This window comes from Lebetimonas natsushimae, assembly GCF_002335445.1.
Taxonomy (GTDB): Bacteria; Campylobacterota; Campylobacteria; order Campylobacterales; family Nautiliaceae; genus Lebetimonas; species Lebetimonas natsushimae.
The window spans coordinates 671,078-693,612 of sequence record NZ_BDME01000001.1 but is presented as its reverse complement, the minus strand read 5'-3'; the positions used below and the strand labels follow the sequence as shown (position 1 = coordinate 693,612).

General features: G+C 30.5%; 17 protein-coding genes. 5 read left to right on the top strand and 12 right to left on the bottom strand.

All coding sequences use genetic code 11. The features are described from left to right. Positions 1-13: 13 nt before the first annotated feature. The 11 genes from purH to glgP are packed head-to-tail and all read right to left on the bottom strand — an operon-like array spanning position 14 to position 16,165. Positions 14-1,528, bottom strand: coding sequence for a bifunctional phosphoribosylaminoimidazolecarboxamide formyltransferase/IMP cyclohydrolase (purH, locus tag LNAT_RS03860; RefSeq protein WP_096258596.1), 1,515 nt, complete (start codon positions 1,526-1,528; stop codon positions 14-16). 29 nt (positions 1,529-1,557) lie between these two features. Next, positions 1,558-2,925: a phosphomannomutase/phosphoglucomutase gene (locus LNAT_RS03855; protein WP_096258780.1), complete on the bottom strand. Its 1,368-nt coding sequence runs from the start codon at positions 2,923-2,925 to the stop codon at positions 1,558-1,560. A gap of 30 nt (positions 2,926-2,955) precedes the next feature. Further along, the gene (gene glgB / locus LNAT_RS03850; RefSeq protein ID WP_096258595.1) at positions 2,956-4,764 is read right to left on the bottom strand and encodes a 1,4-alpha-glucan branching protein GlgB; all 1,809 of its coding nucleotides are present in this window, start codon (positions 4,762-4,764) and stop codon (positions 2,956-2,958) included. Next, a complete protein-coding gene (locus tag LNAT_RS03845) occupies positions 4,761-6,197 on the bottom strand; it encodes a glycogen synthase (protein ID WP_096258594.1) in 1,437 nt (478 codons plus the stop codon). Before LNAT_RS03845 ends, glgB begins: the two co-directional genes overlap by 4 nt. After that, positions 6,194-6,907, bottom strand: a complete 714-nt coding sequence (locus LNAT_RS03840) for an ROK family protein (RefSeq protein ID WP_096258593.1) — start codon at positions 6,905-6,907, stop codon at positions 6,194-6,196. Before LNAT_RS03840 ends, LNAT_RS03845 begins: the two co-directional genes overlap by 4 nt. After that, positions 6,891-7,811 carry a galactose-1-phosphate uridylyltransferase gene (locus LNAT_RS03835; RefSeq protein ID WP_172413494.1) on the bottom strand — a complete coding sequence of 307 codons (921 nt, stop codon included), beginning with the start codon at positions 7,809-7,811 and terminating at the stop codon, positions 6,891-6,893. The genes LNAT_RS03840 and LNAT_RS03835 overlap by 17 nt, the downstream gene beginning before the upstream one ends. Continuing rightward, positions 7,804-9,513 carry an alpha-amylase/4-alpha-glucanotransferase domain-containing protein gene (locus LNAT_RS03830; RefSeq protein WP_238593982.1) on the bottom strand — a complete coding sequence of 570 codons (1,710 nt, stop codon included), beginning with the start codon at positions 9,511-9,513 and terminating at the stop codon, positions 7,804-7,806. Before LNAT_RS03830 ends, LNAT_RS03835 begins: the two co-directional genes overlap by 8 nt. Next, entirely contained in the window at positions 9,513-11,270 is a 1,758-nt protein-coding gene (locus LNAT_RS03825) for a glycoside hydrolase family 57 protein (RefSeq protein WP_172413493.1), read from the bottom strand. Before LNAT_RS03825 ends, LNAT_RS03830 begins: the two co-directional genes overlap by 1 nt. Beyond that, entirely contained in the window at positions 11,267-13,789 is a 2,523-nt protein-coding gene (locus tag LNAT_RS03820) for a sugar phosphate nucleotidyltransferase (protein WP_096258589.1), read from the bottom strand. The genes LNAT_RS03825 and LNAT_RS03820 overlap by 4 nt, the downstream gene beginning before the upstream one ends. Positions 13,790-13,799: 10 nt before the next feature. Continuing rightward, positions 13,800-14,072 (bottom strand): early set domain-containing protein, encoded by a 273-nt coding sequence (locus LNAT_RS03815; protein ID WP_096258588.1) that lies wholly within the window; start codon positions 14,070-14,072, stop codon positions 13,800-13,802. Next, a complete protein-coding gene (glgP, locus tag LNAT_RS03810) occupies positions 14,069-16,165 on the bottom strand; it encodes an alpha-glucan family phosphorylase (RefSeq protein WP_096258587.1) in 2,097 nt (698 codons plus the stop codon). The genes LNAT_RS03815 and glgP overlap by 4 nt, the downstream gene beginning before the upstream one ends. Before the next feature lie 116 nt (positions 16,166-16,281). Here glgP and LNAT_RS03805 point away from each other — a divergent pair, with 116 nt between their 5' ends. The 5 genes from LNAT_RS03805 (at position 16,282) to LNAT_RS03785 (ending at position 21,722) form a co-directional block, all read left to right on the top strand. Then, positions 16,282-17,460 carry a glucose-6-phosphate isomerase gene (locus LNAT_RS03805; protein ID WP_096258586.1) on the top strand — a complete coding sequence of 393 codons (1,179 nt, stop codon included), beginning with the start codon at positions 16,282-16,284 and terminating at the stop codon, positions 17,458-17,460. Further along, on the top strand, positions 17,429-18,013 hold the full coding sequence (locus LNAT_RS03800; protein ID WP_096258585.1) for a lipoyl protein ligase domain-containing protein: 585 nt from the start codon (positions 17,429-17,431) through the stop codon (positions 18,011-18,013). Before LNAT_RS03805 ends, LNAT_RS03800 begins: the two co-directional genes overlap by 32 nt. Further along, positions 18,003-18,818: a lipoyl synthase gene (gene lipA, locus LNAT_RS03795; protein ID WP_096258584.1), complete on the top strand. Its 816-nt coding sequence runs from the start codon at positions 18,003-18,005 to the stop codon at positions 18,816-18,818. The genes LNAT_RS03800 and lipA overlap by 11 nt, the downstream gene beginning before the upstream one ends. A gap of 62 nt (positions 18,819-18,880) precedes the next feature. Next, the gene (locus LNAT_RS03790; RefSeq protein WP_172413492.1) at positions 18,881-19,843 is read left to right on the top strand and encodes a 6-phosphofructokinase; all 963 of its coding nucleotides are present in this window, start codon (positions 18,881-18,883) and stop codon (positions 19,841-19,843) included. Between the two features lies 1 nt (position 19,844). Continuing rightward, positions 19,845-21,722, top strand: coding sequence for an acetate--CoA ligase family protein (locus LNAT_RS03785; protein ID WP_096258583.1), 1,878 nt, complete (start codon positions 19,845-19,847; stop codon positions 21,720-21,722). Here LNAT_RS03785 and LNAT_RS03780 read toward each other — a convergent pair whose 3' ends face one another. Next, complete coding sequence (locus LNAT_RS03780; protein WP_238593981.1) at positions 21,723-22,460, bottom strand: polysaccharide lyase family 7 protein; 738 nt, start codon at positions 22,458-22,460, stop codon at positions 21,723-21,725. Between the last annotated feature and the right edge of the window lie 75 nt (positions 22,461-22,535).

Here is a 22,535-nt window from a genome sequence, read left to right as displayed (position 1 = left end):
TGCTTTTAATTTATTAATGTAAAAAGTGTCTTTTTCCTGTAAAATACATTGCGATGCCGTGTTCATTTGCCGCTTCTATTACTTCATCATCCCTGATACTTCCGCCAGGTTGAATTATTGCTTTAACTCCGACACTTGCGGCATAATCCACGCTGTCTCTAAACGGAAAAAATGCTTCGCTTGCAAGTGATGCCCCTTCAATATTTAGTCCCAATGATTTAGCTTTTTCAACCGCACAACGGGTTGCATCAACCCTGCTTGTCATTCCCATACCGATTGCCACCATTTGAGAATCTTTTACAAATACAACACAGTTTGATTTAGTTAAAGCCGCTATTTTCCAGGCCATTTCCAAATCTCTTTTATCATCAATACATTTTTCAGTTACACATTTAGCATTTGCAACTTCATCATCTTCCACCCTGTCGGCATCTTGGAATACAAATCCGCCCTCAATATGTTTAAAATCCCAAACATCACCTGGAATTTCCAAATGAGGTTTTCCTAAATCAAATAATTTAATTCTTTTTTTCTTCTCAAATACTTTCACCGCTTCATCAGTAATTTTTCCAGCAATTAAAACCTCAACAAAAATTTTATTAATCTCCTCTGCCAACTCTTTATCAACAATTCCGTTAACTGCTACCACTCCCCCGTATGCACTAATCGGGTCACATTCAAGCGCTTTTTGCCAGGTTGTAACTAAATCATCTTTTTTTGCAGCACCGCAAGGATTTGCGTGTTTAATAATACTTATTGCACCTTCTCCAAGAGAAACGGCGATTTTTACAGCCCCGTTTATATCAGTTAAGTTGTTAAAACTCGGCTCACCCTTTAAAATATTTAAATTATTGTAAAAATCTTCAAATTCATATAACGCACCTCTTTGATGAGGATTTTCCCCATAACGGGTATTAAATACTTTTTTCCCTACTATAAATCTTTTATCTCCAAATCCGCCGTTAAATCTTTCATTCATATAATTTGCAATCATACTGTCATATGCTGCAGTATGTTCAAAAGCCTTAATCATAAGTTCACGTCTGAATTCAAGAGTGTTTTTATTGTTTTTAAGTGCGTCAATTACTTTGTCATAATCATTTGGGTCGGTTACAATAATTACATCTTTAAAGTTTTTAGCCGCACTTCTAACCATTGTAGGACCGCCGATATCAATATTTTCAATTATCTCATCAAAATCGTCAGTTCTTTCAATTGTCTCTTTAAATGGATAAAGATTAACGCATACTAAATCAATTCTTTCAATCCCAAGTTTTTTAGCCTCTTCATCATCTATCCCGCTTCTATATAGTATTCCTCCATGCACATAAGGATTTAAAGTTTTAACCCTTCCACCAAAACATTCAGGAAATTTTGTAATTTCACTTATATCAATAACTTTAATTCCATTTTCTTCCAAAACTCTTCTTGTCCCGCCGGTTGAAATTATTTCAAATCCAAGATTTTCAAGGTTTTTTGCAAAATCCACAATTCCAGTTTTATCAGATACGCTGAGTAATGCTCTCATTAACTTCCTTTTTTTTTGAAATTATATCATTATAGAAATTTATTAATTATTTCTTTCATTGTCTTTTCTATTTTTTCCAATGCTTCTTTAGAATTTGCTTCAAATCTTGTAACAAGCACAGGAGTAGTGTTACTGGCTCTCACTAGCCCCCATCCGTTTTCAAAAACAACTCTCACGCCGTCAATATCAATTATTTTTTTTATATTTAGTTTACCTTTATTTTCTTCTAAATATTTTTTAATATTTTCAATGATTCTAAATTTTTTATCTTCTGTTGTTTTTATTTTTATTTCATCTGTATTATAAACTTTTGGCAATTTTTCATATTCTCCCGCAAAATCAAAGCCTTTATCAATAAGTTCCATTATTCTAAACGTTACATAAATTGCATCATCCACCCCGAAGTATCTGTCGTTAAAGAAAATATGCCCGCTGACTTCCGCCGCCATATCACAGTTTTTCTCATAAAGAAGAGTTTTTAGGTTGCTGTGTCCTGTTTTATACATTATGGCTTTTCCAAATTTATCTATTGCATCATAAACAATCTGAGAAGCTTTTACTTCGCTTATAACACAAGGATTTTTCATATTTTTTGCAAAAAAGTAAAGTAAAATATCACCTTTATAGTTATATTTTTTATCCAAAAATGCAATTCTGTCAGCATCCCCGTCATAAGCGAAACCGTAATCCCTTCCGTTTTTAATAGCAACACTCACCCATTTTAAATTCTTTTCAATAGTAGGGTCTGGATGATGGTTTGGAAATGTTCCGTCCGGCTCTTCAAATAAAATTTCGTAATTTTGAATTTTAAGTTTTTCTAAAATATCCTTAAGAACTACCCCGGCAACCCCGTTTCCACAATCAAACACTGCATTTAATTCCATATTTTTAAGATGAGAAAACTGATTTACAATATAATTTACATAATCTTCTTTTAAATTATATTCAATTGCTTCAGTATTATTTTCAATTTCCAAATCAATATTTTTAATAATTTCATCTCCAAGAGAATAAATATCTTTTCCAAAAAAAGGTTTTTTATCAATAGTTATTTTAAATCCGTTGTATTCAGGAGGATTGTGCGAACCGGTTATTTGAACACTTCCACCTACATTTACTTTTCCTTTGCCTTCAAGACATAAAGGCACAAAATTTCCAAAATAATTAACTCCGGTCGGAAGCATTCCAGCATTTATTACTTTTTTACCAGCTTTGTTAAGTCCGCTAACCAGCCAGTCTTTAAGAATTGGAGAGTGAGTCCTTGCATCAAAACTTACCAATACATATTCACCTTTTATTTTTTCCCCTAAAAAATATCCGATTAATTTAACAACTTTTTCGTTTAAATCCTTCTCAAAAATTCCTCTTATGTCATATTCCCTGAAAATATGCCTGATATCCACTGTTTCTCCTTTTTTTAAATTATATTAAAATTTTTTAAGATAAATCACACTGAATGGATATAAATCTAGTGTTATTGAATAATCCCTGCCGCAGCATTCTTTCTTTTGTGTTTTATAAATTTTTCCCCTATCAGACAAAAAGCCTCCGAATTTTTTATTTTGAGAATTTAAAATTTCCTTGTATTCCCCTTCAGGAGCGCCTATTAAATAATTTTCATATTTAGCACCTGAAAAATTACAGATGATTATAATTTTTTCATTTTCATTTTTTCTTATGAATGAAATCACATTTCTTTGATAATCAAGTTCGTTTATCCATTCAAATCCTTCCGAGTTACAGTCAAGCCAAAGCGCTTTTTCTTTTTTATAAATATTATTGAGCTTTTTTACTAAATTCTGAACACCTTTGTGTTTTTCATAATCTAATAAAAACCATTCAATACTTTCTTTATAAGCCCACTCTTTAAACTGGGCAATTTCTCCCCCCATAAATAGAAGCTTTTTACCGGGATGTGCATACATGTAAGCAAAAAGTGTCCTTAAATTTGCAAATTTTTCTTCATAGTTTCCTGGCATTTTACCAATTAACGATTTTTTACCGTGAACCACTTCATCGTGAGAAAGCGGCAGGATATAATTTTCGCTGTACATATATTTAAAAGAAAAAGCAAGCTCGTGGTGATGATACTGCCTGAAAACCGGGTCATACTCAAAATATTTAAGCGTATCGTTCATCCAACCCATATTCCATTTATATCCAAAACCAAGCCCTTCCGGTTTTGTAACAGCCGGATATGCGGTTGATTCTTCAGCTATCATTGTAATGCCGCTTACTTCTTTGAAGCACGCTTTGTTTAAATCTTTTAAAAATTTAATGGCTTCAAGATTTTCCCTGCCTCCATATTTGTTTGGTATCCATTCATCCCTTGCATAATCAAGATAAATCATAGAAGCCACGGCATCAACCCTGATTGCGTCTATATGAAATTCTTTCAGCCAGTAAATTGCCGAGCTTATTAAAAATGACCTCACCTCACCTTTTTCATAATCAAAAATATGGCTTTTCCATTCAGGATGATATCCCTTAAGAGGTGAAGGATGTTCATACAGGGCAGTACCGTCGTAAGTAATAAGCCCGTGCCCGTCAACCGCAAAATGGCTTGGTACCCAGTCAAGTATAACCCCAATATTATTTTGATGCATAATATCAACAAATTTTTTAAATTCCTCCGGTCTTCCATATCTAGCAGTCGGTGCAAAATAACCAACAGCCTGATATCCCCACGACCCGTCAAACGGATATTCGGTAATTGGCATTATTTCTATATGAGTAAAACCCATTTTTTTAATGTATCTACTCAGAGCCTCTGCCAAATCAACATAATTTTCATATTTTTTATTCCAGCTTCCAAGATGAACTTCATAAATGCTAAAAGGCTTATCAAAATTTTGATTTCTTTTTTTAAGCCACAATTCATCAGAAAATCTATAATCATCTTCCCAAATTATACTTGCAGATTTTGGAGGCTTTTCAAAATATCTGGCAAAAGGGTCTATTTTTTCCATCTCCTGATTGTAAGCGCCGATTATAAAATATTTGTATTTATCACCTTTTCTAGCCCCCTCAACAAATCCTTCCCAAAATTCACCGTTTTTAATTAAAGGATTGGCATTTCTGTTCCAATTGTTAAAATCCCCAATTACACTTACACTTTTTGCATGAGGAGCCCAAACCCTGAAAAACACCCCGTTTTTCTTTATAAAACTTCCAAGATGTTTATAAAGATATCTGTGAGTCCCCTCTTTAAAAAGATATAAATCAAACCCTTTCATACCAGCTCTTTATAAATTTTTTCATACTCTTTTGCACTCCTCTCCCAGGAAAATCTTTTTTGCATTCCTCTTTTTTGAATTATCTTATATCCCTCATCTTTATAATAACTATCAACCGCCCATTTTGTCGTATTGATTAACGCCTCACGGGTCGGGTCGTAAAATTTAAACCCTGTTCCATCTTTTGTGAAAGGATTATAATTTTCAACTGTATCATTTAATCCACCTACTGCCCTAACAATTGGAGGTGTTCCGTAACGCAGGGAATACATCTGATTAAGTCCGCACGGTTCAAACATACTTGGCATTAAAAAGATATCGCTTCCGGCTTCTATTAAATGGGCAAGTTCATTGTTGTATCCTACATAAACCCTGAAATTCGCATATCTTGAAGATATATCGCTAAAAAATCCCTCCGCCCACTTTTCGCCACTTCCAAGGAAAACAAAATCGGCATTCAAATGAAGTAACCCCACCATTGATGCGGCAATCAGTTCTATCCCCTTTTGTTTTGCAAAGCGGCTCACAAGTCCTATTAAACATTTTCTTTCGTTTTTTTCCAGTCCCATTCTCTCCTGCAGGATTAGTTTATTTTTTCTCTTTATTTCAATATTTTCAACATCATAATTAAAAGGAATTAACTTATCCGTTTTCGGATTCCATTCATCATAATCAACCCCGTTTAAAATTCCAACAAGTTTATATGAATGGGCTTTTATATGCTCCTGCAGTCCAAATCCAAATTCAGGCGTTTGAATCTCTTTTGCATATGTGGGTGATACGGTTGTAATTTTATCTGCAGCCGCAATTCCTCCTTTTAACAGATTTGTAAGTCCCATTGCCTCAAATTCATATAAATTAAAATGACTCCAGTCAATCATCAAATAATTAAACGCATCTTTGCTAAATACCCCCTGATGTTCAAGATTATGGATTGTCAAAACACTTTTTGATTTAGGAAAAAGCCAGTTGTATCTGTATTTAAGTAAGGCTGTACCTGCAGCTGTTTGCCAGTCGTTAAAATGAAAAATATCCACATCAAATTTCAGTGCTAAAGCAAGTTCAAAAACGGCAATTGTAAAAAATATAAATCTTTTATCATTATCCACATAAGAATAACCGTTTTCATCGGCATAAATTCCGCTTCTTCCAAAAAACTCCTCATAATCTATAAAATAAACTTCAACCCTGCTTCCCGGCAGATAACTTTTATAAACCCCCGCCCACAAAGTTCCAAGCCCTCCTATGGGCACTCCTATACTAAATGGAAGTTTTTCTAAATTTGCAGGGTTTATGTTATAGTATCTTGGCATTATAATTTTTACATTATGCCCTAATTTACTTAAAGCCTTAGGCAAAGCCGCGCTTACATCTGCAAGTCCCCCTGTTTTTGCAAATGGTGCAACCTCACTGCTTGCAAACATTATATTCATAACTCTTCCTTTACTAAAATTTCAGCCCCACTAAGCGAAGCATCTTTTAATTTTGTAACTTTTATTTTTAATTTATCAAAATTTGGGATATATTTTTGGTCTATTTCAAACCTGTGATGCAGATAATATCCCCCGCCTAATACTATAATTTGAGGGTTAAACAAAGCAGCCACAGTTCCGACAGCTTTACTTAAAGCCTCTTTATAATCTTCAAATGTCCCAACCTTTTCAACCTTGGAACTTGCAAAAAACTCAAGACAGTCATTTTTCCCGCACCCGCAGACAAACGGAGTTTCTTTATAAGGAATATGTCCAATTTCTCCCGCTAAATTCATATATCCCCTAAGTAGTTTTCCATTTTCAACAATCCCCGCACCAAGCCCTGTACCTGAATATAAAGCCACCAAAAAATCACAGTTATAATATCTGCTCTCAGCCACTGCTGCACAGTTTAAATCATTTTCCAAAATAAACGGGATTTTTATTAATTTTTTTAAATCTATTTCTTTAACCTTAATATTTGGAGAAGATAAAATTTTTCCATCAAATACCTGCCCTGCAAATGAAATTCCAAGCCTCTCAGGTTTAAAAGTTTTTATTAATTTTAAAATTTCATCTATTATATCAATATTTTTTGTCTTTTTAATTTCAAAAACATCACCGAATTTATATCTGAAAAATGTCCCGCCGATATCAATTGCCAAAATCATCAAAAGCCTTTTTTGCCATCTCCGGTGCCACTACGTTTGTATAAATACCTCCAAATTCGCCGCCCGCTATACCAAAAAGTCTTGGTATAAATTCAATATTAAAATTAAACCATTCACCATTTTCCCCTAAAGGTGGAAAATTAAAAATAATATTAAAATCAAATTCGCCAATAATTTTTGGCATAATTTTTAAAAATTCAAACACTTCGGCAAGTTTTTCCTCACTAAAATCAATACCTTTTTTATTAATTATCCTAATTTCAAAAGCAAACTTTGATGCCTTTGGCAAAAGAGCCGTAAATTCATCATTTTCAAAAATCACTAAATCTTCAATTTCCAAATACTTTTTAAATATTGTTTTTCCATTTTCTTCAAAAAATGCCCTGTATCTATCAAATTCTTTTATTTTAAATATAGGTATAATTGGAAGCGCCAAAATCTGGGTATGGGGATGAGATTGGGTGGCACCCGCTTTTATACCTTCATTTTTAAAACAGATAAAATGTTTTAATTTAACATCATTTTTTAAATCATTATATCTAAGTTTTATAGCCTTAAATAAATTTATAAATTCCTTTTTTTCAAATTCAAAAAACTTAATATGCCTGTTTGTATCAATGATAACTTCATGGGCTCCATACGCTCCAGCCTCATATTCTTTAAAATAATAAGGATTTTCAATTGCAAGGCTTCTAAATTTATTTGGTACCACCCTTAAAACCCATTTTCCGTATTCATTAAATCTTAAAATTTCTTTTTCGCTCATATTCTCATTTCCCGGACAAAAAGGACAAATTTTGGGATATTTTGTTTTTATTTCATAAACCATATCGGGCCTATGGAGTCTGTTTGGAGCTATTATTACATATTCATCTCTTAATAAATCATATCTTAAACTATTCAAAACAAATTTCCCCTTTTCCAGGATTTTCTATTACAATGCTTACCCCCTGAATTGTCTCCTGCAGTCCCTTTTCCGTAAGATTATACGTTTTTATTAAATAAACAAAATATCTCGTATTATCAAATTTCAGCCTTAAATCATGAAATTTAAACCCATCTCCTTCAAATTCACCCTCTTTTATTTCATCATAATCATAAAAATGAAAATTAAATTCAAGCAATGCTTCACCTTTTATTTCGTATTCAATTTTTTTATCACTCAATTTAAAAATTTTTGTAATTTTTTCATTTTTAAAAATAATTTTATCATTCTCAAAATTAACATAATATTCTAACTCTAAATAAGAAGTTTCATTTTTTATAAGTTTATCCAAATTCACCTCATCTTTTTTTCTTAAAACAAAAGAATATCTGTAATAATCGTCAAAATAAATTTTTTTATCTATTTTTATATCCATTTCATGAATTGTTTTAACTTCTTTTTTTTCTTTATTTTCAATATCTTGAAGATGGTAAAATTCTTTATATCTTTTAATCGTATTTAAATAATTGATTTTTTCAATTTTATTGTCAAATTCAATAAGCTCACCCCTAGAATTAAAAACAAAAATGGAATTTTCAAAAACTTTTTTTATTTCTTTACTTCCGTCAAAATCAATGTCTTTACATTCATCCATCCCATTATCACACTCAATCAGATATTTATAAGCGTTATCTCTTAGATTTGGAAGATAAAGCCCGCCAAAAATTCCATGCCAGTATACATCATTTGTCTGAAGTTTATAATAACTTTCATTCTTTATACTCTCAAGCATTCTTTTATGAAGATAATTACTTTCTTTATATTTATAAAAAAATCTCTTCCAGATACTTCCTTTTGCAAAGTGACAGTTTTGTTTTTCTTTTTTCAGTTTTATTATATCTTCGGCATCCAGTACCCATTCTGTCATTTCTTCGTATGAGAGATTTTCTATAAAAGCATAGGCAATAGGTTTATTGTTTTTATAAAAATCTCTAAAATGCATAGATTTGTCAATCGTTTTTTCAACAAACTCTTCAAGCCATTTTTCTTTATAAACTCTTTTTTTTGTCTCAGGCCAAAGCCCAAATTTCTCTATATCATCAAACATTACAAGATTATTTTTCAAAAGATTAATTGCAACACCAACTTTTTTAAAAGGGATGGCATAACGGAGCTCTTTAGAAATAGGAAAAAGTGCAATTTTTTTAAACATACCCGTTAAATAATATCCGTTTATTTTTTTATATCCGCTTGCATAAAAATGATAATCATCCACAATTACGTATTCAACACCAACTCTTTTTAAATCACTTACAATTTCATCATCCCATACTCTTTCAGTCAGCCAAAGCCCAGAAGGGGCGGCATTAAAATTTTCTTTTAAAAAATTATTTAATTTTTGTATCTGATAAATTCTGTCCTCACTTGGAATGGAAACCAAAACAGGTTCATAATAGCCGCCTGTAAAAAATTCAATATTACACTTTTTTATACTTTCAAAAACATCTCTGTAATCATTTTTTATTTTTTCCATTATCCAACCGCTTGAATGAAAAGCAAATTTAAATTCGGGATATTTACTTAAAGTTTCAAAAAAAGGACCGTAACACTCATTAACCGCCTTTTCTATAACCCAGTCAAAATTATCCACAGGCTGGTGTAAATGAACTCCAAAAAGCATCATACAAACCAGTTTTTATAAATTTCATTAAGTTCAAGTTTTATTATTTCGCTTGGAAGTATCATCTCAAAATTTTCCCCTTTTAATGTAAATCTTAAAAATTCTCTTCTTTCACCCACAGCCTCCACTATTTCTCCTTTTACATTTTTAAATTCCCTAAATTCATATTTTGAATCATCGATTCTAAGATATAAATTTTTTTCATCTATTGCATAATATATTTTTGGAATATTCCCTGCAAGCGCTCCGAAATTTTCTTTTATCTCCCCTGCTCCTACCCATTCAAAAAAGTTGGTTTTTCCATCAATTCTTGGGGTTAAAATAAATTTTTGCGGAACAAAGTAAGTTTTTTTATGAAAATTTTTAATAACTAAAAATGCTGGAATCTTCTTTTTATGTTTTTTAAAAACATCCATTAAATAATTTCTGAAAATTTCGTCATATATTTCATTTTGAACACTTTCATGTCCTCTTCCATACCACCAAAACCAGTCACTACCTTCAACATACAGATAATTTTCATCATCAGTTATTTCTTTTTTTGATAAAAATAACATCTCCCAAGCCCTGTTTTTCTCCTCGTCTCCCACCCAGGTGTTAAAATCCCCGTTTATCCAGCTTCCGGGAATTATTTTATTCAGTTTTTTTACACTCTCAACCTCATCAAAAAATTTTGTATTTTTACTCTCAAGCATTTCATAAAATTTATGCAAAAACTGATACGGATTCTTATAATATTCCCACGCATTTTCCCCGTCTAAAATAACCGTTATATTACCCGGTCTGTTGTCAATTTCCCTTTTGAAATGATTCACAGCATCATCTACTTCAAAATATTTATAATTAAATCCGATTAAATCGCTCAAATACCTGTCCCTGAAAAACAGTTTAACCCCGTTATATTCATAAGGGGAATAAATATCACTTTCTACTTTTTTTAAAACATCATCCCCGCTGAATGTAATATTGATACCTTCATCCCTAAAAGCATCTATCACTTCTTCACTTATTCCACCCTCTGCCGGCCAGAAAGCTTTAGGATAAAATCCAAAAAATTTTTTATAAATTTCTTTTGCTTTTTTTATATGCATAAAAGCATCATCTTTTAGGGGAAAATAAATTTTTGGCAAAACTACCTTAGGATTCGCCTTTTTTGCATTTTCCATATTAAACAAAAGCGGCAGTATCGGATGGGAAAAAGGGCTTGTCGTAATTTGTATTTTTCCAATATCCTGCAATATTTTATAAAAAGGGATAATCCCTTTTACAAATTCTAAAAGATAAAAAATAAGTTCTTCTTTTTCTTCATAAGTAAAACTCTCTTTATTTAGATAATTTTGTATAAATCTTCTTTTTTTAAGCTCCTCTCCGCACCAGGAGAGAAGATAAAAAACCTCTAAATCATTAAAGTCTTTTTGGGTTAAATTATTTTTGTTAAAAAGAAAATAAAATTTCTTATAAGGCTTTACCATTGTTTCAACATAAACGCTTTTAATAATATTTAAAACATATTCTTTTTCGTTGTTTTCCAAATTTTTTTTTAAAAGCAAAGATAAAAAATAATCTTTATTTTCATCAATTTCATCCAACTGAAGTAAAAGAGAAGGAGTTAAATTAAAACTGACTTTTACATTATATTTACTTGCAATGTTTGCCATATCATAATAATCTTTAATCGCATGCAAAAAAACCCACGGAAGATAAATTTTACTTTTATAATAATAAAAAGGCTGATGCATATGCCAAAGTAAATTCAAGCTATCCATTGTTTTATTAAATCAGTGTATTTTTTTAACATTGTTTTACCAATTTTTTCATTTTCAGCCTGAATATAAATATTTATATGTTCAGTTGTTTCATCCGGAAGCAGTAAAATCCAGTTATTATCTTCTTCATATAATTTTACACCTCCGTTTTTCTTGTATTTTTTAGTCTTTGCTAAATTTAAAAATTCTTTCATCACTTTACCTTTTTTAAACTGAGGGCACTCAATTTTTTCTTTTTTGTAATAAAAAGTAGTTTTTATTTTTGCTATTTCACTCAGTTTTAAATTATGTCTTGTTAAAAGTTCCATAATTTTAAGTAAACTAAAAAGAGCATCCCTATGAGGGGCAAATTCAGTAAACGCAAAATTTCCGTCAATTGTGGCAATTAAATCATATTCATTTATTTGTTTATAATCAAAATTGGAATATCTTCCTCTTTTTATTTCTAAATATTTGAAATATTCGTCCATAAAATCTGGTGCCCACATTGGTAAAAACACTTTATATTTTTTATTATTTTCTTTTGCATCTATGTTCATCAAATTCAAAATTGCTACAAGCCCTTTTATTTTATCAAGCACTTCCCCTTTTTCTGTTACTAAATTAAGCCTCTGACCATGAGGGAAAACCATAGCTCCCATATCAAATTTAAGAGAAGTTACAATTTTTGAGATTTCCTCTTTTGCTTTTTCTTTGTAAGAATAAATATTAAGCAGTCTATTTTCATCGGAATATGCATTTAAAATAATATTTTCTATTTTCATATCATTTAAAATTTTTGGAAAAATCTCTTTTGTAATTCCAAACATTAAATCAACTACTATTTTAAATTCATTATTTTTAATAATATGATGGTCAATTACCTCCTTTATTCTGTTTTCATATTTTTTTATATATTCAAAAATATTTACGTCAAAATCATGAATTTCACCAACTTCATTAAATTCCACTCTTCTAAATTTTTCATTAAAATAATTCTTCTCAAGCGCTTTTGAAATAGAAGAATTTATTCTAAGTCCGTATTCATTAAAAATTATGATCTCTATATTTCCAGGATTATTTAACGCAAGTCTAAAATACACCCCAGCTTTTATATCTTCATTTTCATTAATATTAAATCTTAAAATACTAGGGGGAATCGCTTTTAAATCTACAACATCTATTCCTGTGGAAAGCAAACCTCCTACAAACGCTCTTTTTAACATTCTCGCATTTCTTGTTTCATCTCTTCCAACCATTACTTTTGCACCTTTTGGAAGTAAAGAGCCAAAAGCCTCACCAAGCTTACAGGCCATATCACAGCTTATTTCCGTATTTACCTTTCCTCTTGCAATTCCGTTTTGAAAAATGGCATTTTTATATTTTGTACCAAATACTACATTACTTGTAACAATAGAAGCCGGTTCTATTTCTTTATCAGGCCATATAGTTACATCTTTTTCAATTTTTGTGAGTTTTCCAACCTTTACATTCTCAGCTATTACGCACCCATTCTTAGCCACAACATCATTTTCAATAATAGTATTTTTACAAATGACACTGTAATCAAACACACAGTTTTCACCGATATTTACATTTTCCCAAATTACAGAATCCCTTATTTTAGAGTTCATTCCTATTTTTGTATTTTTTCCGATTGAGCAGTTTTGAAGTTTTACCCCTTTTTCCAAAACAACCCCGTCATCAAGCACCACTTCTCCTATAATTTCCACACTTTTATCAATTTTTGCTTCACCCATCAAATGCAAAACACCATCTATATATCTGATTCTTTTTCCAGGATAATTGTATTTAACTTTTCCATTGAAGATATCAATATGCACATCTCTGTATGCATCGGGATTTCCCACATCTCTCCAATATCCTTTTGCTGTATATCCATAAAGTTTAATTCCTTTTTCCATAAGTTTAGGAAACAGATCTTTTGAAAAATCGAAAGGAGAATTTTTAGGGATAAAATCAAGTATTTCAGGCTCAATCACATAAATACCCGTATTGATTGTATCACTAAAAACTTCTCCCCAGCTAGGTTTCTCTAAAAACTGCTCTATAACTCCTTCTTCATTTACAATAACTATTCCAAACTGGAGCGGATTGTTTACAGTAGTTAGCGTAATAGTCAGTTTTGATTGTTTTTCTTCATGAAAAGCAAAAATTTTTTTTAAATCAAAATCTGTTACCAAATCCCCACTTATTATTAAAAAAGGTTTTTTTAGAAATTCCTCGGCCTTTTTTACAGCCCCGGCTGTCCCATAATCACTATCAGGCAAGACATAATTAATTTTCACACCCCATTTGCTCCCATCACCAAAATGATTCTTAATAACCCCAGGTTTGTAATAAAGCAAAATAACAACTTCCCGCATCCCGACATCAACAAGTTTTTCTAAAATATGCTCCATCATCGGAATATTTGTAATAGGAAGCATAGGTTTTGGAGTTGAATGGGTAAGTGGTTGGATTCTAGTCCCAAATCCCCCTGCCATAATAACCGCTGTATATTCTCTCATTCTTTCTCCCTTATAACTTTAAAATAGAATTTTTTGAATTAAAAGGCGTAGGAACTACCTCACAACTATCATCTGCATACCATTTTCCATCTGCCAAATACCCAAATTCAAAAGTTTGATTAAGAGGAAGAGATTTTCTTATATAAAAACTTCCGTCTTTTTTCTTTTTCATAGGTTCTTTTTCCCAGTTATTCCAACTTCCTTTAATATAAACCTCATTGGCATCACCATTAAAATAAAAACTAACCCATGCTTTATTTTTTTGTTTTTTTATTTGAATCATTTTCCTCTCCTTAAATTTGATGAAATTTTAAGATAGAATTTATTTAAATAATCTTTCATCATTCTTCTTGCACTGAAATTTGGAGTAACTGATTTTATAGCTTCCTTTTTTATCTGAATCCATTTTTTTGGATAATTTAAATCATCCCTGTCATAATAAAGATTGGCAATTCGTTCCAAATTTTCATAAATACTCTGGGCATCTTTTTCATCATCACTGATTTCACCGCCTATTGTAAACCCGTTTTTTCCGTTAAAACCTTCAGGCCACCATCCATCAAGGCTTGAGAGATGAACATTGCCATTAATTTCTGCTTTCATACCGCTTGTCCCGCTTGCCTCGAGTGGAAGCCTCGGATTATTAAGCCAAATATCACTGCCTCTTATCAGATATTTTGCAACTTCTTCGTTATAATCTTCAACAAAGGCTATTCTTCCTCTGCTTTTTGGATCCTCACAGACTTTAAAAATTCTCTGAATTATCTGTTTTCCAGGAGTATCTGCAGGATGTGCTTTTCCGGAAAAAATAATCTGAATAGGACGTCTGGGATTGTGAATTATGGAATAGAGTCTGTCCAAATCTTTTAATATTAAATCAGGTCTTTTATAACCTGTCATTCTTCTGGCAAATGTAACCGTTAAAATATCATTATCAAGCAATGCCCCTTCGGCTATTACAACCAGAGGATCAGCCCCGCTTTCCCACTTTTTCTGAGCTTTTTTATTTATAAAATCAACCATAAGTTTTTTATATTTCTTATGCATTTTCCAAAGTTTTTTATCATCAATATCATCTATAATATCAAAAGCGTTTGCATCATCTTGAATTTCAAGCCAGTTTCCTATCAATTCATCATACATTTTATATAAATCTTCATTTATCCATGTAGGTATATGAACCCCGTTGGTTACATAATCAATTTTTTTATCCGTTTTAATTAAAAAATTTTTCCATATATTTTCTGTAACAATTTTATGCTTTTTAGATACCGCATTAATATTGTCAGATAAATTCATAGCGAGAATTGTCATATTAAATCCATGTGGATCATCAGGATTTATTCCAAAAGAGAAAAATTCATTTAAATCCATTTTAATATTTTTTACATAATCTTTAAAATAATTACCCACATTTTCAAAAGAATACACATCCGTTGCCGCTGCTAGAGGTGTATGGGTTGTAAAAATAGAAGTTGATTTTACTTTTTTTATTGCTTCTTCTTTACTTAATCCCTGATTAATAAAATATCTAATCCTTTCAAACAGTGCAAATGCGGGATGCCCCTCATTTAGATGCAAAATGGAATATTTTATTCCAAGTGTTTCAAGTACCGCATATCCACCAATGCCAAGTACAATTTGCTGGCGAAGTCTTTGTTGCATATCCGGAGTATAAAGATGGGAACTGATACCCCTATCCCAAGGAGAATTTTGTTCAATATCGGTATCGAGCAGATAAAGCTCTATCTTTCCTACATTTACTTTCCAAACAGCAGTGTAAATAGGCGGATCAATAAATGGTACCTGAATTATTAAATGATTCCCATTTTTATCTAACACCCTCTCAATAGGAGCTTCATCTTTATTAATAGGTTGATTTTCACCATGTTGCCACCCGTCACTTCCGATAACCTGCTTGACATAACCGTTTGAATACATAAATCCGATACCAACCATCGGTATATTCATATCGCTTGACTCTTTTAAAACATCCCCTGCTAAGAATCCAAGCCCTCCGCTGTAAATCGGAAGAGAATGGTGAAGCCCAAATTCTGCACAAAAATAGGCTATTTTATATGTATTTTCATCGGTATAAATTTTAGAAGAATTTAAATAATCTTTAAAAAGGGCTGAAACCAAATGATATTCTTTCATAAATTCATGATTATTAATCAAATTTTTATAATCATCATCATTTAAACTATTTAAAAGAGCAATAGGATTATGATTAACATATTCCCATAAAAAAGGGTCAATTATCTTAAAAAGCTCTCTTGCTCTCGGATTCCAGCTCCACCAGAGATTAAGTGCTATTTTTTTTAAATTTTCTAACTCTTTTGGGAAATTTTCAAGCAAAATATTTTTTGTTTTCATTTCTTTTCCTTTTCAAATATTATAACTCATAATATCTTAATATCTACTTAAAATTATCTAAAAGTTAACAATAATTGATATAATTATTTAAAATTACTCAATTGAAGGATTATTCAATGAAATATGAATTATATTTTGAATATGAAAATAAAAAAGCTGAGAAGGAAGCTTATGATAAAGTTTCCAACGAATATGAAAGCGGTGAGATTGGTTATTATCACCTGCCTGAAACTTCTAAAAAATTTAAAAATATTGAATTTAACACAGACTATAATGAAATTGTAATTATAGGAATCGGAGGAAGTTCGCTTGGTTCTAAAGCAATATTTGAAATGACAAAAAACAAATATAAAACCAAAAAAATTATTTTTCTTGAAAATCCGGATCCTATTGATTTATATGCAAAATTTAAACAAATAACCAAGCCTCTCTTTTTTGTAATTTCAAAATCCGGAAAAACCATTGAAACAATTTCCATTTTCAAGAAAGTAATAAAACATTTTAACCTGACAAAAGGGTCAAAAAATTTAAAAGTAATAACTGATTCAAATTCCCCGCTTGAAAAATTTGCAACAGAATGGAACTTAGAAATTTTTAATATTCCAAAAAACGTAGGTGGAAGATTTTCAGTTTTAAGTGCTGTTGGAATGATACCATTAAAAGCTGCGGGTATAGATATATTACAAATTCTAGAAGGGGCAAAAAATTTCAGAGACAGATTTTTTGAAAAAAAAGAAGAACATTTATTAAAAAAAGCAGCTTTTTATGCAAGAAATTACAAAATTTATCCGATAAATGTTTTATTTGCTTATGCTACTATACTTAATGCTTTTAAAGAATGGTATGTTCAGCTTTTTGGAGAATCTCTTGGAAAAAACGGAAAAGAAATAATGCCGGTAGGTCATATAGGTTCAATAGACCAGCACTCTTTCTTACAGCTTTTAATGGAAGGGATGGGACATAAAACAATTACTTTTTTAAAAATAGACAATTTTGAAATTAATTTAAAAATACCAAATATCAATTTGCCTCATCTTGAAGTTACCGATTTTGTAAACGGAAGAACTTTTGAAGAGCTGATAAATAAAGAATGTGAATCTACAAAAGAAGCCCTCCTGGCAAAAGAATATCCTATTGATGAAATCATAATGGATAAACTGACACTTGAAAACATTGGAGAATTGATAATGTACTATGAAATTCTGACAAGTGCAATCGGGGGGCTTTTAGAAATAAATACATATAATCAGCCGGGGGTTGAAATTGGAAAAACAATTCTCAGAAATAAATTTTAAAGATTTGGGACTTATAGAATATAATAAATTTTTATTAATTCAGGAAAAATTAACTCCACTAAATCAAAATTTCTTGTTCTTTGCAACCCATTATCCAGTCTATACAGTCGGAACAAACGCTGCAAAAAATTTTCCTTTTGCCATTCCTGTTAAAAGAGGGGGAAGTATTACTTATTTTGATGAGGGTACTTTAATGGTTTATTTTATTTTTAATGTAAAAAGCCCTCCTCTCTTTTTTAGAAAAGTTAGAAGAATTTTTGATAATTTTTTTAAAAATTTAAATTCTGAAATTTTTTATGATAAAGAAAAACCGGGGTATTATATTGAAAACAGAAAAATTGCCTCTCTTGGCTTTCATTATGAAAAAAATCGTTCAAACCATGGAGTTTCCATTCATATTTCTCCAAACCTTAAAAATTTCAATAAAATAAACCCGTGTAATTTAAAAGGAATTACTGCCACTTCATTTGAAAATGAAGGAATTAATATTTCAATGGAAGAAGCCAAAAAAGAACTAAAAAAAACAATAAAAGAAGTATTTTATGAAACCTAAAGTATTAGCACCGAGTAAAGAAGTAATTTCAGTTACAAAAAATATAATTGATAAATATGGAATTAATACGGTTTGTTATTCTTCAAAATGCCCAAACATCAGCGAATGCTTTGCAAGAGGCACCGCAACATTTATGATTTTAGGAAATGTATGCACAAGAAACTGCAGATTTTGCGGAGTTAACAAAGGAAAACCGTTAAAAATTGATGAAAAAGAACCAATAAAAATAGCAAATGCAGTAAAGGATATGAAACTAAAATATGTGGTAATAACCTCGGTTGACAGAGACGATTTGAAAGATTTCGGAAGCAATCACTGGCGCAGGGTAATTGAAAAAGTAAATGAAATTAATCCAGATACAAAAATAGAAGCACTGACTCCCGATTTTCAGGGGGATATAAATGCTCTTAATTTATTAGTTTCATCTCCCGCATATAAATTAGCTCATAACATTGAAACAGTTAAGAAGCTTCATAAAAGATTGAAACCAAAATCATCCTATGAATTATCTCTAAAAGTTTTAGAATATTATTCAAAATTTAAAATTACAAAATCATCTCTTATTGTAGGATTTGGGGAAAGCTTTAAAGATATTGAAAAAACTCTTATTGATCTAAAAAGCGCAGGTGTGAGTCAAATTACAATCGGTCAATATTTACAGCCCTCGCCCCGTCATTATCCGGTTAAAAAATATTATTCAAAAGAAGAATTTAAAGAATTAGAAAATTTGGCATTAAGTTTGGGATTTAGTGCTGTTGTAAGCGGAGAACTCGTTAGAAGCAGTTATTATGCGGATAAGCTATAAAAAATGTAAAATGTAGAATGAATAATGTAAAATTGATAATAAAAATTATACAAGGAGAAATAATGAATATAGCAATATTAACAAGTGGAGGCGATTCAAGCGGAATGAATAACGCAATAAAAAAATTTGTCGAATATTCATATGAAAAAGGATATACACCGTATTTTATCTACAGGGGACTTGAAGGGTTGATTGATGGAAAGATTAAAAAAGCTACATATAAAGATGTAAGCGGAATTATTTACAGAGGTGGGACTATTATTAAATCTAGCCGTTCAAAAAGATGGTATGATAAAAATTACAGAAAAACCGCTTATGAAAATTTAAAAAAACACAATATTGATGCACTTATCATTTTAGGAGGTGATGGAAGTTTCAGGGCTTTGAAAGTATTTTATAATGAATTTAAAATTCCTTTTATGGGAATCCCGGCAACAATTGATAATGATATAGCATTAAATGAATATTCCATTGGAGTTGATACAGCACTGAATATAATTAGAGAAGCAGTTGATGATATAAGGGATACAGCAAGTTCTTTTAGCAGAGCTTTTGTAATAGAAACAATGGGCAGGGAATGCGGATATTTAGCACTTGTTAGTGCCATTGCAAATGGGGCTGAAATGTGCTTAATCCCGGAGGTTGAATTTAATCTTAAAAATCTTAAAAAAAGATATTTGAAAGAAATTAAAGAAGGAAGGGATTATTTTATAGCAATTGTTGCTGAGGGACTTAAGATAAGTGCTAAAATAAAAGAATGGTTTGATAGTGAAATCGGATTTGAATCAAGACTTACCGTATTGGGACATATACAAAGAGGAGGAGCACCAACAGTAATAGAGAGACTCAGAGCCAGTGAATTTATAGTAAACGCACTTGATAATATAGAAAAAACTCCAAATAAAATTGTTACATACTATGATGATAAATTTGTTTTAAGGGATTTGGAAGAAATTGAAAATTCTACTTACAGACTTGATGAAAAACTTTTAAAACTGGCATATCCTCTAATGGGAAAGGAATAACATGAACTTAATACAAAAATATAAAATTCCAACTCCGAAAGAAAAAAGAATAAAAATCAATGAAACCCTTGGATTTGACATATTTCCCTGCGTTTTAAAAATAGATTTGCCTATTCATAAAAGTGAAGTTGGAGGTGTAATTACAAATATTTTAAATAATGATGAATTAAACAAGGCAAAAGATATTATTTTAGACAATCTTAAAAAACATAATATTGAAGTTAATGAAAACACTAATTTTCTTATTCAAGAAGAAGTTAAAGGAATTGAATTAATTATAGGGGGTAAATTTAATGAAATTTTTGAAGAAGTTTTAATTTTTGGAAAAGGTGGAATTTTAGTTGAAATTGAAAAGGATATAACATACATTGATACAAACGCAAATGAAGAAGAAATAATAAAAGCCATTAAAAAAACAAAAATATCAAAAATTTTCCCGGAATTCAGGGGCAAAAAATATAATTTAAAAGCAGTAATCGATGTAATTAAAAATCTCCAGCTTATGTTTAACAACGAAGAGATTACAGAATTCGATATTAATCCTTTGATTGTAAATGAAAAAGGGGCATATGCAGTTGACATAAGAATTAAAGAAGGCAAAAAAAATAAAAAAATCTTTTATCCCAAAACACATTCAATATTTCAAAATGAAAATATAGCAATATTTGGAGCAACAGATAAAAAAGAAAAAGTGGGGTACGCAATTGCCAAAAATTCCTTAAATTCTAGTGCAAATATTTATTTTGTAAACCCACATTTAAATACACTGTTTAACAAAAAAGTTCATCATTCTATTGATGAACTGCCTCATATAGACACATCCGTAATTGCAATTCCTACCCAGTTTGTCTTAGAGACAGTTGAAAAAATGGCAAAAAAAGGCTGTAAAAATTTTGTAATTATTTCTGCCGGATTTAAAGAAGCGGGAAATATAGAAGGAGAAAAAAAATTAAAAGAATTAGCCCTTAAATATGAGTTAAACATTGTAGGGCCAAACTGTCTCGGAATATATAACGGGGATAAAAATTTAAATCTAACTTTTGCAAAAAGCTCTGTGTTTAAAGGAGATATAGGTATTATTTCACAATCAGGGGCGGTTTTAACCGCAATAATGGATAAAGCGGCAGCTTATAAAATAGGTTTTTCACATATTATTTCCATGGGAAACATGGCGGATTTTAACTTTGCAAATGCCATAAATGAACTTAACAATCAAAAAAGCTGTAAAACAATATCCATTTATGCCGAAGGCATACAATACGGAAAAGAATTTTTAAAGGCTATCAGAAATTCAAAAAAAGAAATTTTTGTCTTTAAAGCTGGAAAAAGCGAAGCTGCAAAAAAAGCGGCATTTTCACACACCGGTAATCTGGCGGGTAATTTTGAAATGTTTAAAATATTAAGTGAAAATGCAGGGGCGATTTTTAAAGATTCAGTTGAAAGCCTGATTTTTTCACCAAAATTTAGTGCAAAAGAAATAATAATTGTTACAAATGCGGGAGGGCCCGGTACAATTCTTACAGATTTAGTATCTCAAAAAGCAAAAATTAAAAAGCTTGACAGTAAAACCTTTGAAAAATTAAACAAAGTTTTACCTCCCACCTGGTCTCATAATAATCCGATTGATATAATAGGTGATGCAACAAGCAAAAGATACAAAGACACCCTTGAAATTGTAAAAGATTTGGCTGATTTAATTTTTATAATTATTACTCCCCAATTTATGACGGATGCCCTTTCTGTTGTAAAAATATTAGACAGTGATAAATATATCCCGATTTTACTCGGAAATGAAAGTTTTACCGAAGCGATTGAATATCTTCAAAAAGAAAATAAATTATTTTTTACTTCTCTTGAAGAAGCGGTGAAAATTTTATAATTATTTAATCCATAACTTATCAAACAACACTTTTGCACATCCCCTTCCCTGCAAATAAACCCCTGCTTTAAAATAGTTATTATATTTTTTCCAAAAACTTACATCAATACCAACTTTTTTCTTACCATTTAAAAAAACATAAAGTTTTGATTCTTTAACTTTAACAACGATATTAAAAAAATTCTCAGGTCTTTTTCCTAAATCGATTTTTAAATATTCTACATTATTTTCATTACTATCTCTTATAATTACCCATAAATGATCTTTCAAACCATTGTATTCTTTCCTCCATATCACTCTTAAAAGTGGCTTATTAGGAGTATTGTCGTAATGAGCATCTGCATGAATCTGTAAAAAAGTAAATTCCTTTTTTTCATTTAAAGGCAAAATTTTCACCCTTACCTTTAAATAGTGATTTTCACTGACTTTAAAATCATTCCTAAATCTAAGCTCGCTTCTTCTGTGTTCATTTTCATTCTTTTCACATATATAAAAAGTCATATAGTTATTATTTTCCAAGTAAAAATATTTATTATAAATTCCTTCAAATTTTCCATAATAAGTAGAATATTCAGAATCAAATTTACTTTTAGGTGCCTGAAGTTTAGAAATGTTTAAAATAAATTTGAATTTATCTAAACAATAAGGTGATTTAGTGGAAAAATTTTTTTCTTGATTAAAAGTGTAAGCAAAGATTATATTAAAAATTAACGAAATTAAAATAATAATTTTTTTCAATTCAATCCTTTTTATTATTTTATCAAAATTAAGAATATATTAAGTTTAAAGAGTTACAATATATAAAACTTTTAA

What these genes read in the sequence shown, in the direction of transcription:
- purH (WP_096258596.1), bottom strand. Translation starts at nt 1,528, where the DNA reads ATGAGAGCATTACTCAGCGTATCTGATAAAACTGGAATTGTGGATTTT.
- glgB (WP_096258595.1), bottom strand. Translation starts at nt 4,764, where the DNA reads ATGAAAGGGTTTGATTTATATCTTTTTAAAGAGGGGACTCACAGATAT.
- LNAT_RS03845 (WP_096258594.1), bottom strand. Translation starts at nt 6,197, where the DNA reads ATGAATATAATGTTTGCAAGCAGTGAGGTTGCACCATTTGCAAAAACA.
- LNAT_RS03840 (WP_096258593.1), bottom strand. Translation starts at nt 6,907, where the DNA reads ATGATTTTGGCAATTGATATCGGCGGGACATTTTTCAGATATAAATTC.
- LNAT_RS03830 (WP_238593982.1), bottom strand. Translation starts at nt 9,513, where the DNA reads ATGCTTTTTGGAGTTCATTTACACCAGCCTGTGGATAATTTTGACTGG.
- LNAT_RS03820 (WP_096258589.1), bottom strand. Translation starts at nt 13,789, where the DNA reads ATGAGAGAATATACAGCGGTTATTATGGCAGGGGGATTTGGGACTAGA.
- LNAT_RS03815 (WP_096258588.1), bottom strand. Translation starts at nt 14,072, where the DNA reads ATGATTCAAATAAAAAAACAAAAAAATAAAGCATGGGTTAGTTTTTAT.
- glgP (WP_096258587.1), bottom strand. Translation starts at nt 16,165, where the DNA reads ATGAAAACAAAAAATATTTTGCTTGAAAATTTCCCAAAAGAGTTAGAA.
- LNAT_RS03805 (WP_096258586.1), top strand. Translation starts at nt 16,282, where the DNA reads ATGAAATATGAATTATATTTTGAATATGAAAATAAAAAAGCTGAGAAG.
- lipA (WP_096258584.1), top strand. Translation starts at nt 18,003, where the DNA reads ATGAAACCTAAAGTATTAGCACCGAGTAAAGAAGTAATTTCAGTTACA.
- LNAT_RS03790 (WP_172413492.1), top strand. Translation starts at nt 18,881, where the DNA reads ATGAATATAGCAATATTAACAAGTGGAGGCGATTCAAGCGGAATGAAT.
- LNAT_RS03785 (WP_096258583.1), top strand. Translation starts at nt 19,845, where the DNA reads ATGAACTTAATACAAAAATATAAAATTCCAACTCCGAAAGAAAAAAGA.